Origin of the sequence: Streptomyces sp. NPDC048257, assembly GCF_043201855.1 — a bacterium.
Lineage (GTDB): Bacteria > Actinomycetota > Actinomycetes > Streptomycetales > Streptomycetaceae > Streptomyces.
Map to the genome: position 1 here is coordinate 227,072 of NZ_JBICZI010000008.1, position 18,148 is coordinate 245,219.

Genomic DNA, 18,148 nt, shown 5'->3' on the forward strand with positions numbered 1-18,148 from the left:
CGAGGCGTGCGCGCCTCCCGGGCCCGTCTTGCCGATCAGGCCCGCTCGCGCCAGCCGTTCGTGATGGGCAGCCGGCGGTCCTTGCCGAAGCCCTTGGCCGAGATCTTCGTGCCCGGCGGGTACTGGCGGCGCTTGTACTCCGCGGTGTCCACCATGCGCAGGGTCCTGGCCACCAGCTCCGCGTCGAAGCCGGCCGCCACGATGGCGTCCATGCCCTGGTCCCGGTCCACGTACATGGCCAGGATCGCGTCGAGCACCGGATAGTCCGGCAGCGAGTCCGTGTCCACCTGGCCCGGGCGCAGCTCGGCGCTCGGCGGCTTCACGATCGAGTTCTCCGGGATGGGCGGGACCTCGCCGCGCTCGACGGCGGCCCGGTTGCGGTACTCCGCGAGCCGGAAGACGTCCGACTTGTAGACGTCCTTGATGGGGCCGTACGCACCCACCGAGTCGCCGTACAGGGTGGAGTAGCCGACGGCCAGCTCCGACTTGTTGCCCGGGGCCAGCACGATGTGGCCCTCCTGGTTGGAGAGCGCCATCAGCGTGGTGCCGCGCAGCCGGGACTGCAGGTTCTCCTCGGCCAGGCCGGTCAGGCCCAGCGAGCCCATGTAGGCGTCGAACATCGGCTCGATGGAGACGGTACGGAAGTTCAGCCCGGTGCGTTCGGCCAGGTCGGCCGCGTCGCTCCGGGAGTGGTGCGAGGAGTACTTCGAGGGCATCGAGACGCCGTACACGTTCTGCCCGCCGATCGCGTCGCAGGCGATGGCGGCGACGAGCGCGGAGTCGATCCCGCCGGAGAGCCCGATCAGGACGGAGCGGAAGCCGTTCTTCCTGACGTAGGCGCGCAGTCCCACGACCAGCGCGTCGTAGATCTCCTCGTCGTCGTCGAGCCGGTCGGCGTAGCCGCCGGTGACGACCGGATCGTACGGCTCCACCGGCTCCTCGGAGAGGATCACGCGCTCGATCCGCAGACCGTCTTCCACCACGCCCTCGGGCGCGTCGGCGCGCGCGGCGGGCAGGTCGAGGTCGACCAGGACGCAGCCCTCGGAGAACTGCGGGGCGCGGGCGATGACCTGCCCATCGGCGTCGACGACGATCGAGTCGCCGTCGAAGACCAGCTCGTCCTGGCCGCCGATCATCGCCAGGTAGGCGAGGGTGCAGCCGGCCTCCTGGGCCCGCTTGCGGACCAGCTCGAGGCGCAGGTCGTCCTTGTTGCGCTCGTACGGGGAGGCGTTCACGGAGATCAGGAGCCCGGCCCCGGCGGAGCGGGTGGCCGGGACCCGGCCGCCCTCCTGCCAGAGGTCCTCGCAGATGGCCAGGGCCACGTCGACCCCGCCCACCCGGATCACCGGCTGCGTGTTGCCCGGCACGAAGTACCGGAACTCGTCGAAGACGCCGTAGTTGGGGAGGTGGTGCTTGGCGAAGCGCAGGACGACCTCGCCGCGGTGCAGCACGGCGGCCGCGTTCTCCGGGGAGCCGGCCGGGCGGCCCAGCCGGGGCACGGCCCGCTCGGTGCGGTCGAGGTAGCCGACGATGACCGGCAGCTCCCCGAGGCCCTCGGTGGCCAGCCGCTGCGCGAGCCCGCGCAGCGCGGTACGGGAGGCCTCCACGAAGGAACCGCGCAGGGCGAGGTCCTCGACGGGGTACCCGGTCAGCACCATCTCCGGGAACGCCACCAGGTGGGCGCCCTGCTCGGCGGAGTGCCGGGTCCAGTGGACGACCGAGTCGGCGTTGGCGGCGATGTCGCCGACGTGCGAGTCGATCTGATTCAGAGCGAGTCGAAGTTGAGGCACGGGGCCCAGTGTAATCGTCTTTCTGACGCGATGTCCTGGACCCCGCCCGTTTCCGGCGTTGTGAGGCTGGGGTGTCTTGTCGGTCGGGCCGGGTCAGGGAGTGGTGCCTGGTGCGTGCGGTCGCAACGCCGAGGAGGGAGTCGACGCGGAGCGTCGGTGACCGACGAGAACGCGGCGAGCGTGCGCACCAGGTGCCGCGAGCCCGGCCCGATCGGCAAGGCGCCCCCGGGGTCAGCCGATCGGACCGGCGAACTTCACGTCGTCAGGCAGGACCCCGGGGGAGATCTGCGCGGTGACGTTCTTGGTGCCCTCGGGGACCTCGAAGGCCACGACCCCGCTGGCCGATTCGCCCGGCATGATGGCACCCTTGATCACCTTCGGCATGCCCAGGTCGAAGACCATCTCGGCGGTCATGCCCTTGTCGTCGCGGAGGGTGGGCAGGGGGTACCCCACCTCGAACGGCGTGGTCGAGCCGTTGGTGATGGTGATGGTGACCTGGATCGCGTTCTCGATCCTCTCGCGGGAGTACTCGTCCTTCGGCTTGTACTTCGTCGGAGCCGAGAGGCTCACCTTGACGCCGTTCGGGTAGGTGAAGGTCTCCCCGAAGGGCAACGCGCTGGTCACGCCGGGGACCTGGGTGGGCGACGGGGACTTGGACGGCCAGGGCTCACCGCTGGGTTCGGGCCCGTCCAGATCGTGACCCCAGTCCTCGTCCTCGATCCGCTGGTCGACGCGGTCGGCGGCCCGGTCGACGACCAGGACGGTGAGGAAGAGGCCGCCGACCGAGGCGAGCATGCCGACCACGCCGAGCACGGTGCCTACGACGGCCATCGACTTGTTCGGGGCGCCCCTGTTGGCGCGGACGATGCCGCCGATGCCGAGGCCCACGCCGACGGCGGCGATCACGGTGCCGGCCCAGAAGACGAACGGGATGATGCCGAGGAGGATGCCGAAGCCGCCGGTGATGAGGGCGGCGACGGCCAGGCCGTTGGAGGTCGGGGTGGCCTGCGGGTACCCGGGGTACGGGGCTCCGGGGAAGCGGGGGGCGGACTCGCCCCAGACGTTGCCGGGGGCACCGGGGGCACCGGGGGCGCCGGGTGTGCCGAAGCCCGGGGCCGCGGGAGCGGGGGCGGGCATGACCGGGGCGAACGGCTCCGGGGCGGGAGCGGGAGCGGGGGCCGGCTCCGGGGTCTCGGAGGTCTCGGGTGCCGCAGAGGTTTCGGGGGCCTCCGGCGTCGCGGGCGCCTCGGGCGTCGCGGGGGCGGCCGGGGTCTTCTCCAGCGAGAGCGGCTGCGCGGGCGCCGGTATGGAGTCCGTCTCGGGTACGGGATTGCTGGGCGGGTTCGGCGGGGAGCTCATACCGGCGGGGTCGTCCTTTTGTCGCGACAGTCGTGATCACGGCAAGGGTGCCATGCCCACGCCCCCGGCCCGTCCGAATTCCCGCCCGGCCCCGGAGCGGGGGCCGGGCGGGAAGGGCGCACGACCTACAGCTGGTAGCCGAGGACCGTCATCATCCCGGACTCCGAGTGGTAGACGTTGTGACAGTGCGTCATCCACAGCCCGGGGTTGTCCGCGTCGAAGTCCACCGTCAGCCTGCGGCCCGGCAGCAGGATCGCGGTGTCCTTGCGCACGCCGCGCTCCTGCTCGCCCAGCGCGAAGGTGTGCCCGTGCAGGTGGATCGGGTGCCACATGGGCGTCGCGTTGGCGAACACGAGCCGGACCCGCTCGCCCGCCTTCACCGGATGGCGCTGGTCGGGCGTGTACGGCTTGCCGTCGAAGGCCCAGTTGTACGTCCGCATGGAGCCGGTCAGCCGGATCTGCACCGTACGGTCCGGATCGCGCGGGGCGATTGCGGCCGATTCGGCGGCCCTGAGCCCGCCCGCCGTCAGCGGCGGCGCGTCCAGCTCGGCGGGCCGGGTCGCGGCCGTGGGCGCCGTCCCCGAGCCGGTGCGCAGCACGGCGAGTGCCGAGCCCTCCTTGCCTTCGGCCAGTGCGGTGAGCGGGAACACCCCGTCCTTGGCGGTGACCAGGACGTCGTACCGCTCGCCCATGCCCAGCAGCAGCGAGCCCGTCTTCGTCTGCTCCACGGGGTAGCCGTCGGTGTGGGTGACCGTCAGTTCGTGGTCCCCGAGGGCGATGCGGAAGGCGGTGTCCCCGCCCGCGTTGATGATGCGCAGCCGGATCCGGTCCCCGGGGCGGGCGGTGAGGACCGACGGGTCGTCCGCGACCCGCCCGTTGATCAGGTAGTGGGCGTAGACCACGTCGCCCGCGTCCCCGCCGAGGTAGTCGCTGTGGCCGCCCATGGCGACGTAGGAGCGCTTGCCGCTGCTGCTGGGGGAAGGGGCGGGGGAGGAAGGCGTCTTGCCGTGGGCCGCATGCGCTCCCTCGTTGCCGTTCATGCCCTTGCGGAGCTCGGCGAGGACGGCGTCCGGGGTGGCCCCGTCCACTCCGTCGATCCAGTCGTCCAGGACCACCACCCACTCCTTGTCGTAGGAGAGGGGCTCCTTCGGGTCCTCGATGATCAGCGGGGCGTACAGGCCGCGGTCCTGCTGGACGCCGGTGTGCGGGTGGATCCAGTACGTCCCCGGGTCGGGCACGGCGAACTTGTACGGGAACGACGCGCCCGGGGCGATGTCCCGCTGGGTCAGCCCCGGGACGCCGTCCATGTCGTTGCGCAGCGCGAGGCCGTGCCAGTGCATGGAGGTGGCCTCGGGAAGGTTGTTGGCCAGGGTGAGGGAGAGGGTGCCGCCGGCGGTGGCCCGGACCTCCTGGCCCGGCAGCCTGTCCCCGTAGGCCCAGGAGCGGACGGTGATGCCGCCGCCGAGGTCGAGGGGGGTGGCGGTGGCGGTCACCTTGACCTCGGTGAGGGGGCTGGTGGCCTTGCGGGCGGCCTCGGCGGCCCGCACCTCGGGGCCGGCCGGGTCCACGTACCCCCCGGGCACGTCGGCGGCGGAGCCGCCGTGGTTCATCGAGCCGTGGCCGGTTCCGGTGCCGGTGCCGGTTCCTCCGGAGGAACCGGCAGAACCGGAGCAGGCGGCGAGCAGCCCGGAGCCGACGACGGCCGCGGACGCGCCGAGCACCGAGCGGCGGGTGGGAAGAGAGCGCATGGAAGCACCTCGTGGGTGTGGTGTTACGGAGCATGGGCACGGTTCGGCGCCGTCCCACGGGCATGCGGGGGCATGCAGGGGCGACGGCCGGAACCGGGCCTATATCCGCAGGACCGCCAGCCGGGTGAGGAGCTCGCGGGGGGACGGCGGGTCCGGGCCGCCGCCGGACCGGCCCACTATGCGGGCCGCGCCCCCGAGCGGCGCGGCGCCGCGGGATCCTGCCCGGCCGGTGCCGATGAGCAGCACGACGAGCCCCGCGAGCACGGCGAGGCAGACCGACATGGGGTCCATGCCGGTCGCGGGCATCGGGTATGCCCACGCGGTGGCCGGAGCCATGGCCACGTCGACGGCCGGGGCCGGGGCCGGAGTGTGGCGGGTGCCACCGTGTGCGGCCGGGGCGGACACCCCCGCCGAGGCAACGGAGTGGGCCGGGGACACGTCCTCCAGGGCGTGGGACTCAGCCGGGTGGCCCAAGGTGTGCATCGTGACGATGCCCAGCAACAGCGCGGCGAGCAGCAGCAACCGGGCCCCGGGGGCGGCTCGCTGAGCACTGCGCGTCATGACGGGAACCCTACCCGGGGTGGGTATCCGGCCGTCGGACCGACCCCGGGTCTGCCTAGGATTAGTCACACTATGTCCCCACGTGCCCTCCACGGGCTCTCTCCGCGGACCGCCTGGCCGGTCGCCACGCTGATCGGCCTCGCCGCCGCCGCCTACACCGCGTGGGTGCTCGAAGTCGTCCTCTCCACCGGACTCAACCCCATCGAGACGTACGTCAGCGAGCTCGCCGCCCAGGACCAGCCCCTCGGTGGCCTCTTCCGGGCCACCGACTTCACCGCCGGGCTGCTCGCCTTCGCCGGCGGGCTGCTGGCGCTCATCCGGCTGCAGCGGTTCGCGGAGTCCCGCCGCCCCTGGGCGGTCACCGGCTGGGCCGGGGTCACCCTCTTCGGCGCGGCCACCGCCGCCGACGCCTGGCTGCCGCTGAGCTGCACCCCCACCGCGGACCCCGTGTGCGCCGCCCGGGAGACCGCCGGGCTGGTCCCCGCCACCCACCAGGCCCACGCCGCCAGCAGCAGCCTCGCCATGACCGGCGCCCTGGTCGGCCTGGTGGCCCTGACGGTCGCCGCCCGCCGCTACGGCTGGTTCGCCCCGCTCGCCCGCTACGGCCCCGCGCTGGTCGTCCTCGAACTGCTCGCCACCGTTTGGACCCTGACCGCGATCGCCCTGTTCACCGCCGGGCGCGGGACCTGGGCCCTCGGCGCCGGGCAGCGGCTCCAGGTGCTGCTCGTGGCCCTCTGGCTGGGCCTCCTCGCCTACTCCGTCCACAGGGAAGGCCGTACGTGAGCCCGTCCGAGAGGGCGTACGGGACCGTCCCCGGCCGGTTCGTCCGCGTGGGCGGGGCCGGGGTCCCGCTGCACGTCGTCGTCGAGGGCCGCGGCCCCGTGTGCGTCCTCAGCGCCGGGCTCGCCATGGCCTGGTTCGACTGGGACCCGGTCGTCGCACCGCTCGTCGCCGCGGGCCGCACCGTCGTCCGCTTCGACCGCCCCGGACACGGCCTCAGCGGCCCGGCCACCGCGCCGCCGACCACCGCCGGGGAGGCCCACCGGATCGCCGGCCTGCTGGACGCGCTCGGGCTGCCCGGGCCCGCCGCCCCCGTCACCGTCGTCGGGCACTCCCTCGCAGGGTTCCACGCCGAGGCCTTCGCCCGCCTGTACCCGGAGCGCACCGCCGCCGTCGTCCTGGTCGACGGCAGCGTGGAGGAGGCACCCCGTACGGCCGTGCCCGCCGCGCTGCGCACCGGCGCCGCCCGGGCCCTCGGCCGGGCCGTCACCGCCGCCGGACTGCCGGCCGCGCTGGGGTCACTGGTCCGGCGGGCCACCGTACGGGCTTCGCGCACCGGCGGCTCCGACCCGGCCGCACGGGACCTCGTACGCCGCTGCTACCGCACCGGCCGGGTCTGGCGCGGCGCCCTGCTGGAGAACTCCCGCTACCCGGACATGGCCGCCGAACTGCAGGCCCTGCGCGCGACCCACCCGCTGACCGCCCCCACCACCGTCCTCGCCGGTCACGACGGCTCGGCCGGCCGCTCGGCCCTGCACTGGCTGTCCCGCCAGGCGGAGCTCGCCGACCTGCTCGGCGCCCGCTTCGAGGTCGCCGAACCCGCCGGGCACCTGGTCATGCTGGACCGCCCGGACCAGGTGGCCCGGGCGGTCCTGGCAGCGGCCGAGGGGGGTCAGACCCGCGCGTAGACCTTCTCGACGAAGGTGGCCATCTGGTCGTCGGAGAGGTGCTGGGCGAGGTCGGCCTCGCTGATCATGCCGACCAGCTTCTTGTTCCGGATCACGGGCAGCCGGCGGATCTGGTGGCTCTGCATCTCCTCCAGCACGTCGGTGACGTCCGCGCCCGCGTCGATCCAGCGCGGAGTGCCCTGGGCCATCTCACCGCACGTGACCTTCTCCGGGTCGTGGCCCTTGGCCACACAGTTCACGACGATGTCGCGGTCGGTGATGATGCCGCACAGCCGCTCCTCGGAGTCGCTGATGGGCAGGGCGCCCACATTGAGCCGGGCCATCAGCTGTGCGGCCCGGTCGAGGGTCTCGGTGGCGGGAATCCACTGGGCCCCGGGGTGCATGATGTCTGCGGCGGTGGTCATCGCTGAACCTCCTGAGCACGCCGTTCGACGCCGGGCGCGGACGCGTCCGGCGCGGCGTCCCCCCACGCCCCACACCGTGGAGCACACGCCCGTACGGGTGAGAGGGCGCCTCCCCCCACCGTACGGGCGTGTCCCGTCACCCGCGCGGCGCGGCCCCGCGCTGCCCCAGCATGTTCGCCATCAGGGTGAGCTCCGAGCGCTGCGCGTCGACCATGCCCTGTGCCAGCGCCCGCTCCACCGGGGTCTCGCACTGCTGCGCACAGCCCTCGGCCATCGCGACGCCGCCCTGGTGGTGGTCGGTCATCAGCTGGAGGAAGAGCACCTCCGCGTCCCGGCCCGAGACGGAGCCCAACTGCGCCAGCTCCTCCTTGGTGGCCATGCCCGGCATCAGTGCGCCGGGCTTGGCACCGGCCGCGCCGGTGCCCGCGCCGCCGCCGTTCCCCGTGTGCCCGCCGTGGCCACCGTTCCCGCCGTTCCCGCCGTTCCCGCCGTTCCCGCCGTGGCCGCCGGATGCGGCCATCCACGACATCGGCGGCTCGTCGGCCACCACCTTCGGCAGCCCCCACAGGTCCAGCCAGCCGAGCAGCATGCCCCGCTGGTTGGCCTGGGTGTTGGCGATGTCGTAGGCGAGGGTGCGTACGGACTCGTCCTGGGTGCGGTCGCGCACGATGAAGGACATCTCCACCGCCTGCTGGTGGTGCACCGCCATGTCCCGCGCGAAGCCCGCGTCCGGCGAGTGCAGCCCCGGCGTCCGGGGCGCCGTACGGGACGGCTCGCCGAAGCCGCCGGAAGCGCCGGAACCGCTGCCGTTCGCCGCGGCGACCGTGGCCGCCGCGGCGAACAGCAGGGCGAGCAGGACGGCCGTGCCCGCAACCCAGTACGTACGGGGGACGGGGCGGACCGGGCGGCTCACTTGCCGGCCAGCCCGCTCGTGCAGGCCGCGCCCGGCTCCGGGGTCTGCTCCCCCTGCACGTACTTGGTGAAGAACTGCTTCACCCGGGGGTCGTCCGCGCTGTCCACGGTCAGCTGCTTGCCCCACGCGCTGAGCATGATCGCGCCCGTCTGCTCCTTGACCGGGCTCATCAGCGTGTAGGGGGTCTTGCCGACGGTCGCGGCGAGCTTGTCCACGTCGGCCTTGGGGGCCTTGTCGTTGTACGTCACCCAGACCGCGCCGTGCTCCAGCGAGTGCACGGCGTTCACCTCCGGCAGCGGGTTCGTGTAGACGTCACCGTTGCAGTTCATCCAGCGGGGGTGGTGGTCCCCGCCGACCGGGGGGTTCATCTCGTACTTCACCGGGGTCTCGACGTGATTGCGGCCCAGCTTCTTCGCTTCCCAGAGCTGCTCGCCCTCGACCGGCTTCTTGCGGACCTCCTCGGCCTCCTTGCGGATCTGCTCCGCGGCCGCCTGCTTGCGCTCCTCGGCCTGCTTCTGGTCGATCATCACCCACGTGCCGAAGCCGACGAGGCCGACGACGATCGCCGACGCGGCCGTGATCGCGATGGCCTTGTTGCGCCGCTCCCGGATCTTGTCGGCGCGGCGCATCTCGGCTATGCGCGCCTGGCGCGAGTTCGGGTCGGTGTGCTGGTTGGTCCTGCCGGACTTGCTGGCCATGTGCCCTGGTTCCTTCTGCTGAGGGGGGTGGATGAACGCGAAACCGAACCGGACCTGTCAGGTCCGCAGCACCTGGAGGGCATACGGGCCGGGGGCGCGCGGCGTCGCCCCGTACGGCCGGATCCGGGACGCCCCGTGGGCCGGCGGCACGGGCGGCAGCTCGCCGCCGACGACGGTCACGGCGGGCGGCGGAACGGGCAGCACGCCCGGGGTGACACGCGCGCGGGGCGAGCAGCCGGGCAGGTCGTACGGGGACACGCAGACGGCGTGCTCCGAACCGTGCGCCGACTCGGGTGCCGCACCGTGCGCCTGCGCTTGCGCCTGCCCGCCCGGTGGCGGGACGTGCGACTCGCCCGAACGCGCACACAGCAGCAGCGCGCCGGCCAGCACGCCGAAGACCGTCAGCAGCACGGCACGCCGAAGTCCGGGACGTCCGCGACGCCCCGGCTGCGTGTGCTGCCGGCCCCCCATGGGCGCAGATGGTAATGCTCATGACCGGTCCCAGGTCAGTGTGGGGGTGCCGTGAGCTTTCCCGGGTGCGTAATGTGGCGGAAACCAGCGCTGGCAATACTGGGTCGGCCCGACTGTGCCCCGACTGTCGAGGCGGTGGTGCACAGGCCGTCTGAACTGCGAGGATGAAGGCATGGACAAGCAGCAGGAATTCGTCCTCCGGACGCTTGAGGAGCGCGACATCCGCTTCGTGCGCCTGTGGTTCACCGACGTACTGGGCTTCCTGAAGTCCGTCGCGGTCGCCCCCGCGGAGCTGGAGCAGGCCTTCGACGAGGGCATCGGGTTCGACGGCTCCGCGATCGAGGGCTTCGCGCGGGTCTACGAGTCCGACATGATCGCCAAGCCGGACCCCAGCACGTTCCAGATACTGCCGTGGCGCGCGGAGGCCCCCGGGACCGCCCGGATGTTCTGCGACATCCTGATGCCGGACGGCTCCCCGTCCTTCGCGGACCCGCGCTACGTCCTCAAGCGCATCCTGGCCAAGACCTCCGACCTGGGCTTCACCTTCTACACCCACCCGGAGATCGAGTTCTTCCTGCTGAAGGACAAGCCGCTGGACGGCACCCGCCCGGTCCCGGCGGACAACTCCGGCTACTTCGACCACACTCCGCAGAACGTGGGCATGGACTTCCGCCGCCAGGCGATCACCATGCTCGAATCGATGGGCATCTCGGTGGAGTTCAGCCACCACGAGGGCGCCCCCGGCCAGCAGGAGATCGACCTCCGCTACGCCGACGCGCTCTCGACGGCCGACAACATCATGACGTTCCGCCTGGTCATGAAGCAGGTCGCGCTGGAGCAGGGCGTCCAGGCCACCTTCATGCCGAAGCCGTTCTCGGAGTACCCCGGCTCGGGCATGCACACCCACCTCTCCCTCTTCGAGGGCGACCGCAACGCCTTCTACGAGTCGGGCGCCGAATACCAGCTCTCCAAGGTCGGCCGCTCCTTCATCGCGGGCCTGCTGCGCCACGCGGCGGAGACGGCTGCGGTCACCAACCAGTGGGTCAACTCCTACAAGCGCATCTGGGGCGGCTCCTCCCGCAGCGCGGGCGCGGGCGGCGAGGCCCCCTCGTACATCTGCTGGGGCCACAACAACCGGTCGGCCCTGATCCGCGTCCCGATGTACAAGCCGGGCAAGACGGGCTCCTCCCGCGTGGAGGTCCGCTCGATCGACTCCGGCGCCAACCCGTACCTCACGTACGCCGTCCTCCTCGCGGCCGGCCTCAAGGGCATCGAGGAGGGCTACGAACTCCCGGCGGGCGCCGACGACGACGTCTGGGCCCTCTCCGACGCCGAACGCCGCGCGATGGGCATCGAACCCCTCCCGCAGAACCTCGGCGAGGCCATCGCCCTCATGGAACGCAGCGAACTGGTCGCCGAAACCCTCGGCGAACACGTCTTCGACTTCTTCCTCCGCAACAAGAAGCAGGAGTGGGAGGAGTACCGGAGCGAGGTCACGGCCTTCGAACTCCGCAAGAACCTCCCGGTCCTGTAAGAGCAGGTCAGCGCCCTTGCGGGCCATGCACGACACTTCGGGCCGGTGGTCGATGACCACCGGCCCGAAGTCGTCTCACTGGCCCTGGGCCGCCTGTGGGCCGTCCGGCGCGGAATCCGAGGCCTTGTAGACCCCGTCCACGGCCTTCCAGGTCCACCCCTCGCTGCTCGGCATGAGATGCGTGTAGGTCCGGAGCGTGAAGCCGGGGTCACCGTGCCCCAGGTACGTGCTGAGCGCCTTGACGTTCTCGTCGGCGTCCAAGAGCACCGAGGCGTAGAAGTGCCTCAGCGCGTGCATCCCGTGCTCCCGAGCGGCCTGGTGACGCTCACCGGGCTTCGGCTCCTCCAGCACCCCAGCCGCGACGAGGGCGGGCTTCCACACGCGGGTGTTGAAGTCCGTTCGCCGCACGGCCCCGCCGCCGGCGAGCGAGAACAGGAGCCGCTTCGTGACGAGCGGCCCGTCCGGCCGGAGCCAGGGGAGCGTCACGTCCACGGGCGGGAACTCCTCGCTGTACTGCTTGAGCACATGGGCCACGCTGTCGGGAAGCGGTACGTCCCGCTCCTTGCCGCGCTTGGGCGGTGAGAACACGAGGTGCCCATTGACCACCTTCACTTGGCAGTCCACGTGGACCCACCCTGTCTCGCCGTTCACCGCGCCCACGGCGAGCCCGAAGATCTCGCCCTGCCGCAGTCCGCAGCCGCCGCCGACATCGGCCATCGCCCGGTACCGCGCGGGGAGCGCGGACCGCACGGCGAAGACGCGCTCCGCGGTCCACGGACGTACGCGGGGTGTCGCGGCCAGCGGAGCGCGGAGCGGTACGGCGCCACCTGTGACCCGCCCTCGACCTGGCGGCCGACCCCGGCGACGGTGGTTACGTCACCGGCTTCCTCCAGGGCGCGGAGCGCGCGGCGGACGGTAGTACGGGCCACGCCGAACTCCCGCCCGATCTCCGCTTCGGACGGAAGGCCATCGGGGTAGTGGCGCAGCGCGCCGCCGCGGGCGGCGTCCCCCTCGGCGATCCTTGCCCGCAGAGCCTCAGAGATCGTCAAGTACGTCCCACGAGGGCTGGGGTTCGTCACGCATTCCTCCTTGTTCCGCCGCGTGCGCGGTGGTGCCTGTCGGCGTCCGCGCGCTCCAGCTTCGCACGTTGCCGCCTGGCGAAAGAGGGCCGACCGTGGGGCCGTCCAGAGGCGGCCCACGATCACTTTCAACCACCAATAGCGACCAAGGAGGGTCTGTGCAAAACCGCGGGGCGCCCCCTGAATCTGCTGCTACGCCTAGGTGTCGAGCCACATGCGGCCGCGCCAGGAGTCCATCAGCAGGGTCTGGCCCGTGCAGATCGGCCGGAAATAGATGTTGTTCCGGCTGGCCGTTGGCAGTCGGCAGTGGCTCTACCTGTGCCGCGGCAAAGGTTTCCCTACTTCATCAAGCACCCGGCTGCGCTCCGCTCCGCCGGGCGGGCTTCGCGGCTCCGCTCGGGGCGACGCTCCTGCTTCCGGCCCGCTCCGCCCCCGCTGCGCCGACGCCCGCCCCTGCAAGGCGGGTAGGCCCAAGGCATGAGTCGAGCCCTACGGGCCGGCGGTGCCATCACTTACGCCTCGTTCACTTGGCCCATTACGCGATTTGAGGGGACTGATCCCCACGGGCATCAGTGGCCCCGGTACAAGGCCGGCGACGATGCCGCCGTGGCCTTTTGGCAACGAGGCACCGGCGAGTGATCAATCTCTGCGACCAACTGCGGCTAGAATCGACCTGCCTCCGGCGGGGCGCTCAGGCTCCGGGATAGCGGGGGAGTCGAACGTGGTTCCGGCCGTAGAAGGCTGAGCCGGGAACTCCCATCCCGTCCGCCACCGACCCGGGACAAGCCGCAACGACCCGGAACCCCAACCGATTCTGATTAAACAAGTAGGTCGGCTACGTCAATTCACCTGGTTCGCTCCCCGTCCTTCCATAGCGTGCACTTGGGAGCCTTCTCCCCGCGCCCGCTTTCGTTGGGGACGGTCGAGTCAACTTTCTCCGGGTGAATGCCTTCCGGCCAGCAAGTATGCGAGTCAACCCTCGCTCCATGGAATGTGGTGCCTTCAGTGTTGACCCGCGCGTGTGTGAGGTTCGCGCTCTGCAGCTGGGCCTCGTCGAGTTTTGCGCCACTCAAATCTGCATCGTAGAAGTTGGCTCCTATCAGGTTCGCACCCTGCAGCTTGGCCTCCGTAAGGTTCGCCCCCGTCAGGTCGGTATCCCGAAGTTGAGCCCCCCGCAGATCGGCTCCACTGAGGTCCGCATCGTGGAGGGACTTAGCGCTGAAATTAATCCCCTCGATGTCGCGATCGCCGGGTGAGAACCCCGGTATACTGTCGGCGATTTCAACATTCGCGCGCCACGTCGCATATTTGTGGGACTCCGCGAGTGCCTGTTCCAGAAATAGAGCCGACACTCCTATGGCGATGCCAGTAATCAACCCGCCCCCGATTCCGGCCAGCACTTCAATCTTCGGTTCACGCTCTGGCTCTTTGATGGCCATCCGCCATGCGAAAACTGCACCCATAGCTCCGAGAATGCCGAGCAAAATCAACACCCCGAGCAGAATCCACCCTCTGTAAGGCGTGGGGGTCATCCCCAATACATTTGACTGGAGCAGAGATTGCCTCACTTCCTCTCTACGCCTAGCCTCATGTGATCGCAAACGCCGCGTCAGGAAGATCTGGCATAACCACGCCCCGTGGGTCTGTGGCCTGACGGTCGAGCTGCTTGCTGGCAGGTACCGCGAGGGTGCGCGTATCCAGGCGCTGGTCAGCCCGCACATCGGGCTGACCCGACCGACAACATGCTCTGCCTCTGCCGACCTGTCACGTCCTCTTCGGCGGAGGCGCCATCGGCCTCGCCGACGATCTCAGCATCATGCGGGACGGCAAGGCGGGAGGGAAGTCGACCGCAACGCCTCGTCACTCCGCGAGATTTAGGCTCTGGTTAGATATTCAAAGGCGCTGCCCACGTCCACGAAGGCTAAAAGTCGCCGGCGAACCCAGCCCTGCGTATCATGTTAGGAAGGGGGCGGGGCGCTAAGCAGAGGAACGGAACGCCCTTCGTTAAGTCGCGGGATCTTCTTTCCCGACTTGAGACCCCTTACCGGCGAAGTCATCACCTGCATGGTCGAGCGGCAAGATTGCCGCCGCCACCCTTGCCCCTCCCTTAGTATTTTGCCGATCGATGACAGGAAAGTCATGGGACCTACATGCACCGTCTGCGCCGATTCGACCGACACGGTCCTCTATTTTAAGGGTGATGGCGAGTGGCTGGTGGCCGGTCTGATGTCCCTAGGCATCGAGCCCGAGCAGGCAATTCTCATGATCAGTAAACTCCTTGAATGCAATCCTGGCGATGTATTCTCACATGAAGAGATTGAGGATCTACCTCTTTTCTGCTGCGCCAAATGTGCCAAGAATGCCGGTTACCAGCATGCTCCTGTGCGCCCGGGCATGCCTGCTCCAATCATAGTTAAGGGTTGACGCCTTTTCAGCTACGCTTCCCGGATAAGTCCGGAGTCTCTGCGAGGCCACTCAACAATCGCCAAATGTGCACCCGAGTTTATTGGTGATGTTGAATGAGTGAGGGCGGTGTTGAGGGTGGGAGAGAATTACGAAGCGCAGATTATAGCTTACCGGTCCGCCCCTCCAGGCAAGCACATCAAACAATCCGTGGGGGCCATTATTGAACTCACGCAATACGAACTCACCATCCCCGGGGCGATGCACGAAAAGGTGCCCGTATCTAGTATCGGGGCACTTCATCATGAGGGCGATACGGTCCTGGTCGTCGACGCTGTCAGCTACACTTTTGCACTTGAATGCACGTCAAAGGGCGAACGGGATCTCTTGGCCTTTGCTGTCGCCCTAGTGGCTGAGTGTAATTTGTATGACGCCGACTATCAGCTCATGAGCATGAAGGCACTGAAGAAGAAGTACCTTTGAAATTGAAGCCACGGGCTCGACGGGGCCAGCTGATCCAGCAGCGTCAGGAGCATGGCGCGGGACGATCACGGCGGAGACCTTGAAGCCTGCCATCGACCACGTACTGACCGGGTGAGAGACCGCGGTTACGAACCGGCGCATTGAAGAGATCCTGCTGGAGTATCCCCTGCTGCGCCCCGCGGCCCATACGTGGACGGCAGCGGCAGAGCACTGCCCAATCAGGCCCCTGGCCAGGGTAACGCGTGAGACGCGCGGGGCCTCCGGAGCCGTGTTCAGGGGGTCGAATCCAGAGCTCGTCTGGGCCGTCCCGGGGCCGTCGGGGGGGGGCAGCCTGGGTCGACCAGCAACGACCAATGACAACCAGCCGGATGCCAGTTGGGGGCAGGGTTTGAAGGTGGCTTCCCTGGTCGGAAGGTGGAGGCATGACTTCCTTCGCAACAAGAAGCAGGAGTGGGAGGAATACCGCTCGGAGGTCACCGCCTTCGAACTCCGCAAGAACCTCCCGGTCCTGTAGCCGCAGGCTGGGCCGTCTCCGGGCCGCCGGTCACCGACCGCCGGCCCGGAGGCGTGTGGTGCTCAGTTCGCGGCGTCGGGTGAGAGCACTGCGGAGGCGGTCGCGTGAGCTGCGCAAGCCGCCCACCAGCTGTCGCCGCCGGCGCTGCCGACCAGCACGCTCCACGCCGCAGGCCGGGCGCAGGGGGCCGCCCAGGTGCACTCGCCCCGTGCGGAGGCCGTGCCGATCCGGTGGTGGTCCGCCGCCCACGGGTGCTTCTTCCGGAGTTCCATGGCGGATATCCAACCGGAGCGGCGCACTGCCTCGCCGCCGAACGGGTCGATCGACCAAGAGCCTTCGCGCGGATGTCAGGGGACCGCGCGGTGCCAGGTGGGGCGGGTGGGGGTGGTGGGAGTGGTCGTCGTGTGGAGTTCGGCGTCCAGGCCGAGGACCGCCGTCGTGGTGGTGCCCGAGGGTTCGAGGACGGCCGAGGGGGCGCCGGCGAAGAGCATGCGGGATTCCGCCCAGGCCGGGGGGCCGCCGAGGCCCGTGGTGCTGATCGTGCCGCTGTCCGCGCGGCCCACCATGAGGCGGCCCGCGGCGCCCACCGCGCCGTAGCCCGCTCGGCCGCCCGCCTCCGTGACGCTGGAGACCTGGGGCCGGCCCGCGGGGCCCGCCGTGACCAGGGCCGTGCGGACGACCCCCGAGTCGGGGCGGCGGAAGTAGAGGCGGACGCCCGCGCCGTCCGGGGCGGCCGAGAGGGGGACCGTGGTGGCGGGCAGGCCCGTCGGCGCCGGGCCGGCCAGCGGGGAGTCCGGGGTGTGCTGGGTCCAGGCCAGGACGGACGTCGTGGTGCTGGCGTACACGTGGCGCCGCCCGGCCGCGTCGGTCGCCGTCACCGGGTCGCTCTGCAGGTCCTCCCCGCCCAGCCGCTCCCACGGGGAGAAGCCGCCGTCCGGCTGCTGCGTGCTCGCGCGCAGGGTGCGGCGCGAGTCGCGGAGGTAGACGGTGAGGCGGCCCCGTGCGTCCACGGCCACCGCGGGGGAGCTGATCGCCGAGGTGCCCTCGTCGTCGGTCCGCTCCGGGGTGCCGAGCGACTGCCACGGGCCGAACGGGCCGTCGGGCGCGGACTGCACGGCGTACACGACCTCGCGCCGGTACTCCGCGGGCGCGGTGCCGAGGGTGGTGCGGGTGGCGAGGACGGCGATGCGGCCGCCGGGGAGGCGGGCGGCCGTGGCCCCCGGATCGATGCCCGTGCCCGGGAGGAAGGTGGGGCCCGCCCAGTCGCCGCCGGGGCTGCGCGTCCAGTACGCGCTCTGGCCGTCCAGCGTGGCGAAGGCCCACAGCCGGCCGGGCGTTCCCTCCGTCAGCCAGGAGGTGTTGTCGGCGCGGGCGTAGCGCAGCGACTGGGCCCAGTTGCGCCCGGTCGGGTTGCCCGCGACCTTGCGGTCGCCGCACCCCGACGGGCTGCCGCAGTAGTCCTGGCGGTCCTGCCAGGCGTAGGTCCTCAGGAAGCCGGTCTTGGTCTCGGCCGTCTGCGGGTCCAGCGAGTGCGGCAGGGTGCTGTTGTGGTAGCCGAGGTAGCTCTGGACCGAGAAGTGCGGGCGGTTGCCCACGCGGGAGGCGTACGCGGCGGTGGCGGCCTGCACGAAGCGGGCGCCGTACATGTGGTCCTGGTGGTCGGTGTAACGGCCGTTCTCGCCGTACCGGTTCGGCGTCGGGTCCTGCATCCGTATCGTCGTCGGCCGGTACCGCTCCAGGACCCCGGCTATCGCCTGGACGAGCTGGTCCTTCGTGTACGTGAACGGCTGCTTGACCGGGGTGCCGGAGGTCAGCTGGGCATCCAGCGCGGGTATTCGGCCGTTCCACAGGCCGCGCAGGCTCTCGGGGGTGTCCCCGCCGGTGCTGCGCGCCTCCCGCAGCATCAGCCACACCAGGTTGACCTGCGGCTTCGCTATGAGGACGTCGAGCTCGGCCCGGCCGCCCCCGGCGGTGGTGATGACCGTACGCCGCCACGCGCTGGTGCGGTCGCCGGTGGCCATCTGGGCGTACGCGGAGCGGATGCCGTTCTGCCGGGCCTCCGCGTAGTGGGCGCGGTCGGCGGGCTGTTCGGGGTCCGTGGCGGCCCCGCCGTGGGCCTCGTTGCGGCCGTCGGCCTCGCCGGAGGTGAGGTACGCGGTGGTGACCTGGGTGCCGGACAGCAGGGAACGGCTGAGGTCCGGGTTCATGAAGAACAGGTCGTCGTCGGGGTGGGCGACGACCTGGACGACCGATCCGGCGGTCACGCTCGCGGGGCGGGCGGCGGCCGGGTTCTTCTCCTGGGTGGTCTCGGCAGCGGTCTGCTGGCCGGTGGCCACGGAGAGCACGCCGGTGGCGCCGGCTGTCAGCACGGTGAGCAGGGCCGCGAAGCGGCGACGGGTCACGGGCACGGGCATCGGTCACGCCTTGGGTTCGTTCCGGGCGGAGAAACCGCTGAGCAGTCAGAGAGAGGCGAAATCGGCGGACTTGGTTCACCGGTTCGGCC

Annotated in this window: 17 protein-coding genes and 1 pseudogene; 5 read left to right on the top strand and 13 right to left on the bottom strand. The window is 70.7% G+C overall.

All coding sequences use genetic code 11. The features are described from left to right. Nucleotides 1–35 precede the first annotated feature (35 nt). The 4 genes from ACGFZK_RS19165 to ACGFZK_RS19180 form a co-directional block, all read right to left on the bottom strand. A complete protein-coding gene (locus ACGFZK_RS19165) occupies nt 36–1,790 on the bottom strand; it encodes an NAD+ synthase (RefSeq protein ID WP_393850041.1) in 1,755 nt (584 codons plus the stop codon). Between the two features lie 231 nt (nt 1,791–2,021). Next, nucleotides 2,022–3,149, bottom strand: coding sequence for a DUF4352 domain-containing protein (locus ACGFZK_RS19170; RefSeq protein WP_393850042.1), 1,128 nt, complete (start codon nt 3,147–3,149; stop codon nt 2,022–2,024). A gap of 125 nt (nt 3,150–3,274) precedes the next feature. Continuing rightward, on the bottom strand, nt 3,275–4,897 hold the full coding sequence (locus ACGFZK_RS19175; RefSeq protein ID WP_393850043.1) for a multicopper oxidase family protein: 1,623 nt from the start codon (nt 4,895–4,897) through the stop codon (nt 3,275–3,277). A 99-nt stretch (nt 4,898–4,996) separates the two neighbouring features. Then, a complete protein-coding gene (locus ACGFZK_RS19180; protein ID WP_393850044.1) occupies nt 4,997–5,458 on the bottom strand; it encodes a hypothetical protein in 462 nt (153 codons plus the stop codon). A gap of 72 nt (nt 5,459–5,530) precedes the next feature. Between ACGFZK_RS19180 and ACGFZK_RS19185 the strand changes: the two genes are divergently transcribed. Then, complete coding sequence (locus ACGFZK_RS19185; protein WP_393850045.1) at nt 5,531–6,241, top strand: DUF998 domain-containing protein; 711 nt, start codon at nt 5,531–5,533, stop codon at nt 6,239–6,241. Then, on the top strand, nt 6,238–7,146 hold the full coding sequence (locus ACGFZK_RS19190; protein ID WP_393850046.1) for an alpha/beta fold hydrolase: 909 nt from the start codon (nt 6,238–6,240) through the stop codon (nt 7,144–7,146). Before ACGFZK_RS19185 ends, ACGFZK_RS19190 begins: the two co-directional genes overlap by 4 nt. On the opposite strand, the gene ACGFZK_RS19195 is transcribed toward ACGFZK_RS19190, so the two are convergent. From ACGFZK_RS19195 to ACGFZK_RS19210, 4 genes are all read right to left on the bottom strand, one after another. Continuing rightward, a complete protein-coding gene (locus ACGFZK_RS19195) occupies nt 7,131–7,550 on the bottom strand; it encodes a CBS domain-containing protein (RefSeq protein ID WP_393850047.1) in 420 nt (139 codons plus the stop codon). The genes ACGFZK_RS19190 and ACGFZK_RS19195 overlap by 16 nt on opposite strands. A 136-nt stretch (nt 7,551–7,686) precedes the next feature. Then, nucleotides 7,687–8,463 (bottom strand): DUF305 domain-containing protein, encoded by a 777-nt coding sequence (locus ACGFZK_RS19200; protein WP_393850048.1) that lies wholly within the window; start codon nt 8,461–8,463, stop codon nt 7,687–7,689. Beyond that, nucleotides 8,460–9,161, bottom strand: coding sequence for a DUF3105 domain-containing protein (locus tag ACGFZK_RS19205; RefSeq protein ID WP_393850049.1), 702 nt, complete (start codon nt 9,159–9,161; stop codon nt 8,460–8,462). The genes ACGFZK_RS19200 and ACGFZK_RS19205 overlap by 4 nt, the downstream gene beginning before the upstream one ends. Nucleotides 9,162–9,218: 57 nt before the next feature. Beyond that, on the bottom strand, nt 9,219–9,572 hold the full coding sequence (locus ACGFZK_RS19210; protein WP_393850050.1) for a hypothetical protein: 354 nt from the start codon (nt 9,570–9,572) through the stop codon (nt 9,219–9,221). A gap of 232 nt (nt 9,573–9,804) precedes the next feature. Between ACGFZK_RS19210 and ACGFZK_RS19215 the strand changes: the two genes are divergently transcribed. Then, entirely contained in the window at nt 9,805–11,166 is a 1,362-nt protein-coding gene (locus ACGFZK_RS19215; RefSeq protein ID WP_030012459.1) for a glutamine synthetase family protein, read from the top strand. A gap of 75 nt (nt 11,167–11,241) precedes the next feature. On the opposite strand, the gene ACGFZK_RS19220 is transcribed toward ACGFZK_RS19215, so the two are convergent. The 3 genes from ACGFZK_RS19220 to ACGFZK_RS19230 form a co-directional block, all read right to left on the bottom strand. Then, nucleotides 11,242–11,916 (bottom strand): tyrosine-type recombinase/integrase, encoded by a 675-nt coding sequence (locus tag ACGFZK_RS19220; RefSeq protein WP_393850051.1) that lies wholly within the window; start codon nt 11,914–11,916, stop codon nt 11,242–11,244. Further along, nucleotides 11,814–12,371, bottom strand: a complete 558-nt coding sequence (locus ACGFZK_RS19225; RefSeq protein ID WP_393850083.1) for a GntR family transcriptional regulator — start codon at nt 12,369–12,371, stop codon at nt 11,814–11,816. The genes ACGFZK_RS19220 and ACGFZK_RS19225 overlap by 103 nt, the downstream gene beginning before the upstream one ends. A gap of 719 nt (nt 12,372–13,090) precedes the next feature. Beyond that, nucleotides 13,091–13,777 carry a pentapeptide repeat-containing protein gene (locus ACGFZK_RS19230; protein WP_393850052.1) on the bottom strand — a complete coding sequence of 229 codons (687 nt, stop codon included), beginning with the start codon at nt 13,775–13,777 and terminating at the stop codon, nt 13,091–13,093. Nucleotides 13,778–14,768: 991 nt separating this feature from the next. Between ACGFZK_RS19230 and ACGFZK_RS19235 the strand changes: the two genes are divergently transcribed. Both ACGFZK_RS19235 and ACGFZK_RS19240 read left to right on the top strand, forming a co-directional pair. After that, nucleotides 14,769–15,131, top strand: coding sequence for a hypothetical protein (locus ACGFZK_RS19235; protein ID WP_393850053.1), 363 nt, complete (start codon nt 14,769–14,771; stop codon nt 15,129–15,131). Between the two features lie 427 nt (nt 15,132–15,558). Beyond that, nucleotides 15,559–15,645, top strand: a pseudogene (locus ACGFZK_RS19240) (glutamine synthetase); the annotation flags it as partial. Between the two features lie 62 nt (nt 15,646–15,707). On the opposite strand, the gene ACGFZK_RS19245 reads toward ACGFZK_RS19240, so the two are convergent. Together ACGFZK_RS19245 and ACGFZK_RS19250 are read right to left on the bottom strand one after the other, a co-directional pair. Next, nucleotides 15,708–15,917: a hypothetical protein gene (locus ACGFZK_RS19245; protein ID WP_393850054.1), complete on the bottom strand. Its 210-nt coding sequence runs from the start codon at nt 15,915–15,917 to the stop codon at nt 15,708–15,710. Nucleotides 15,918–15,992: 75 nt separating this feature from the next. After that, nucleotides 15,993–18,059, bottom strand: a complete 2,067-nt coding sequence (locus ACGFZK_RS19250) for a PIG-L family deacetylase (protein WP_393850055.1) — start codon at nt 18,057–18,059, stop codon at nt 15,993–15,995. Between the last annotated feature and the right edge of the window lie 89 nt (nt 18,060–18,148).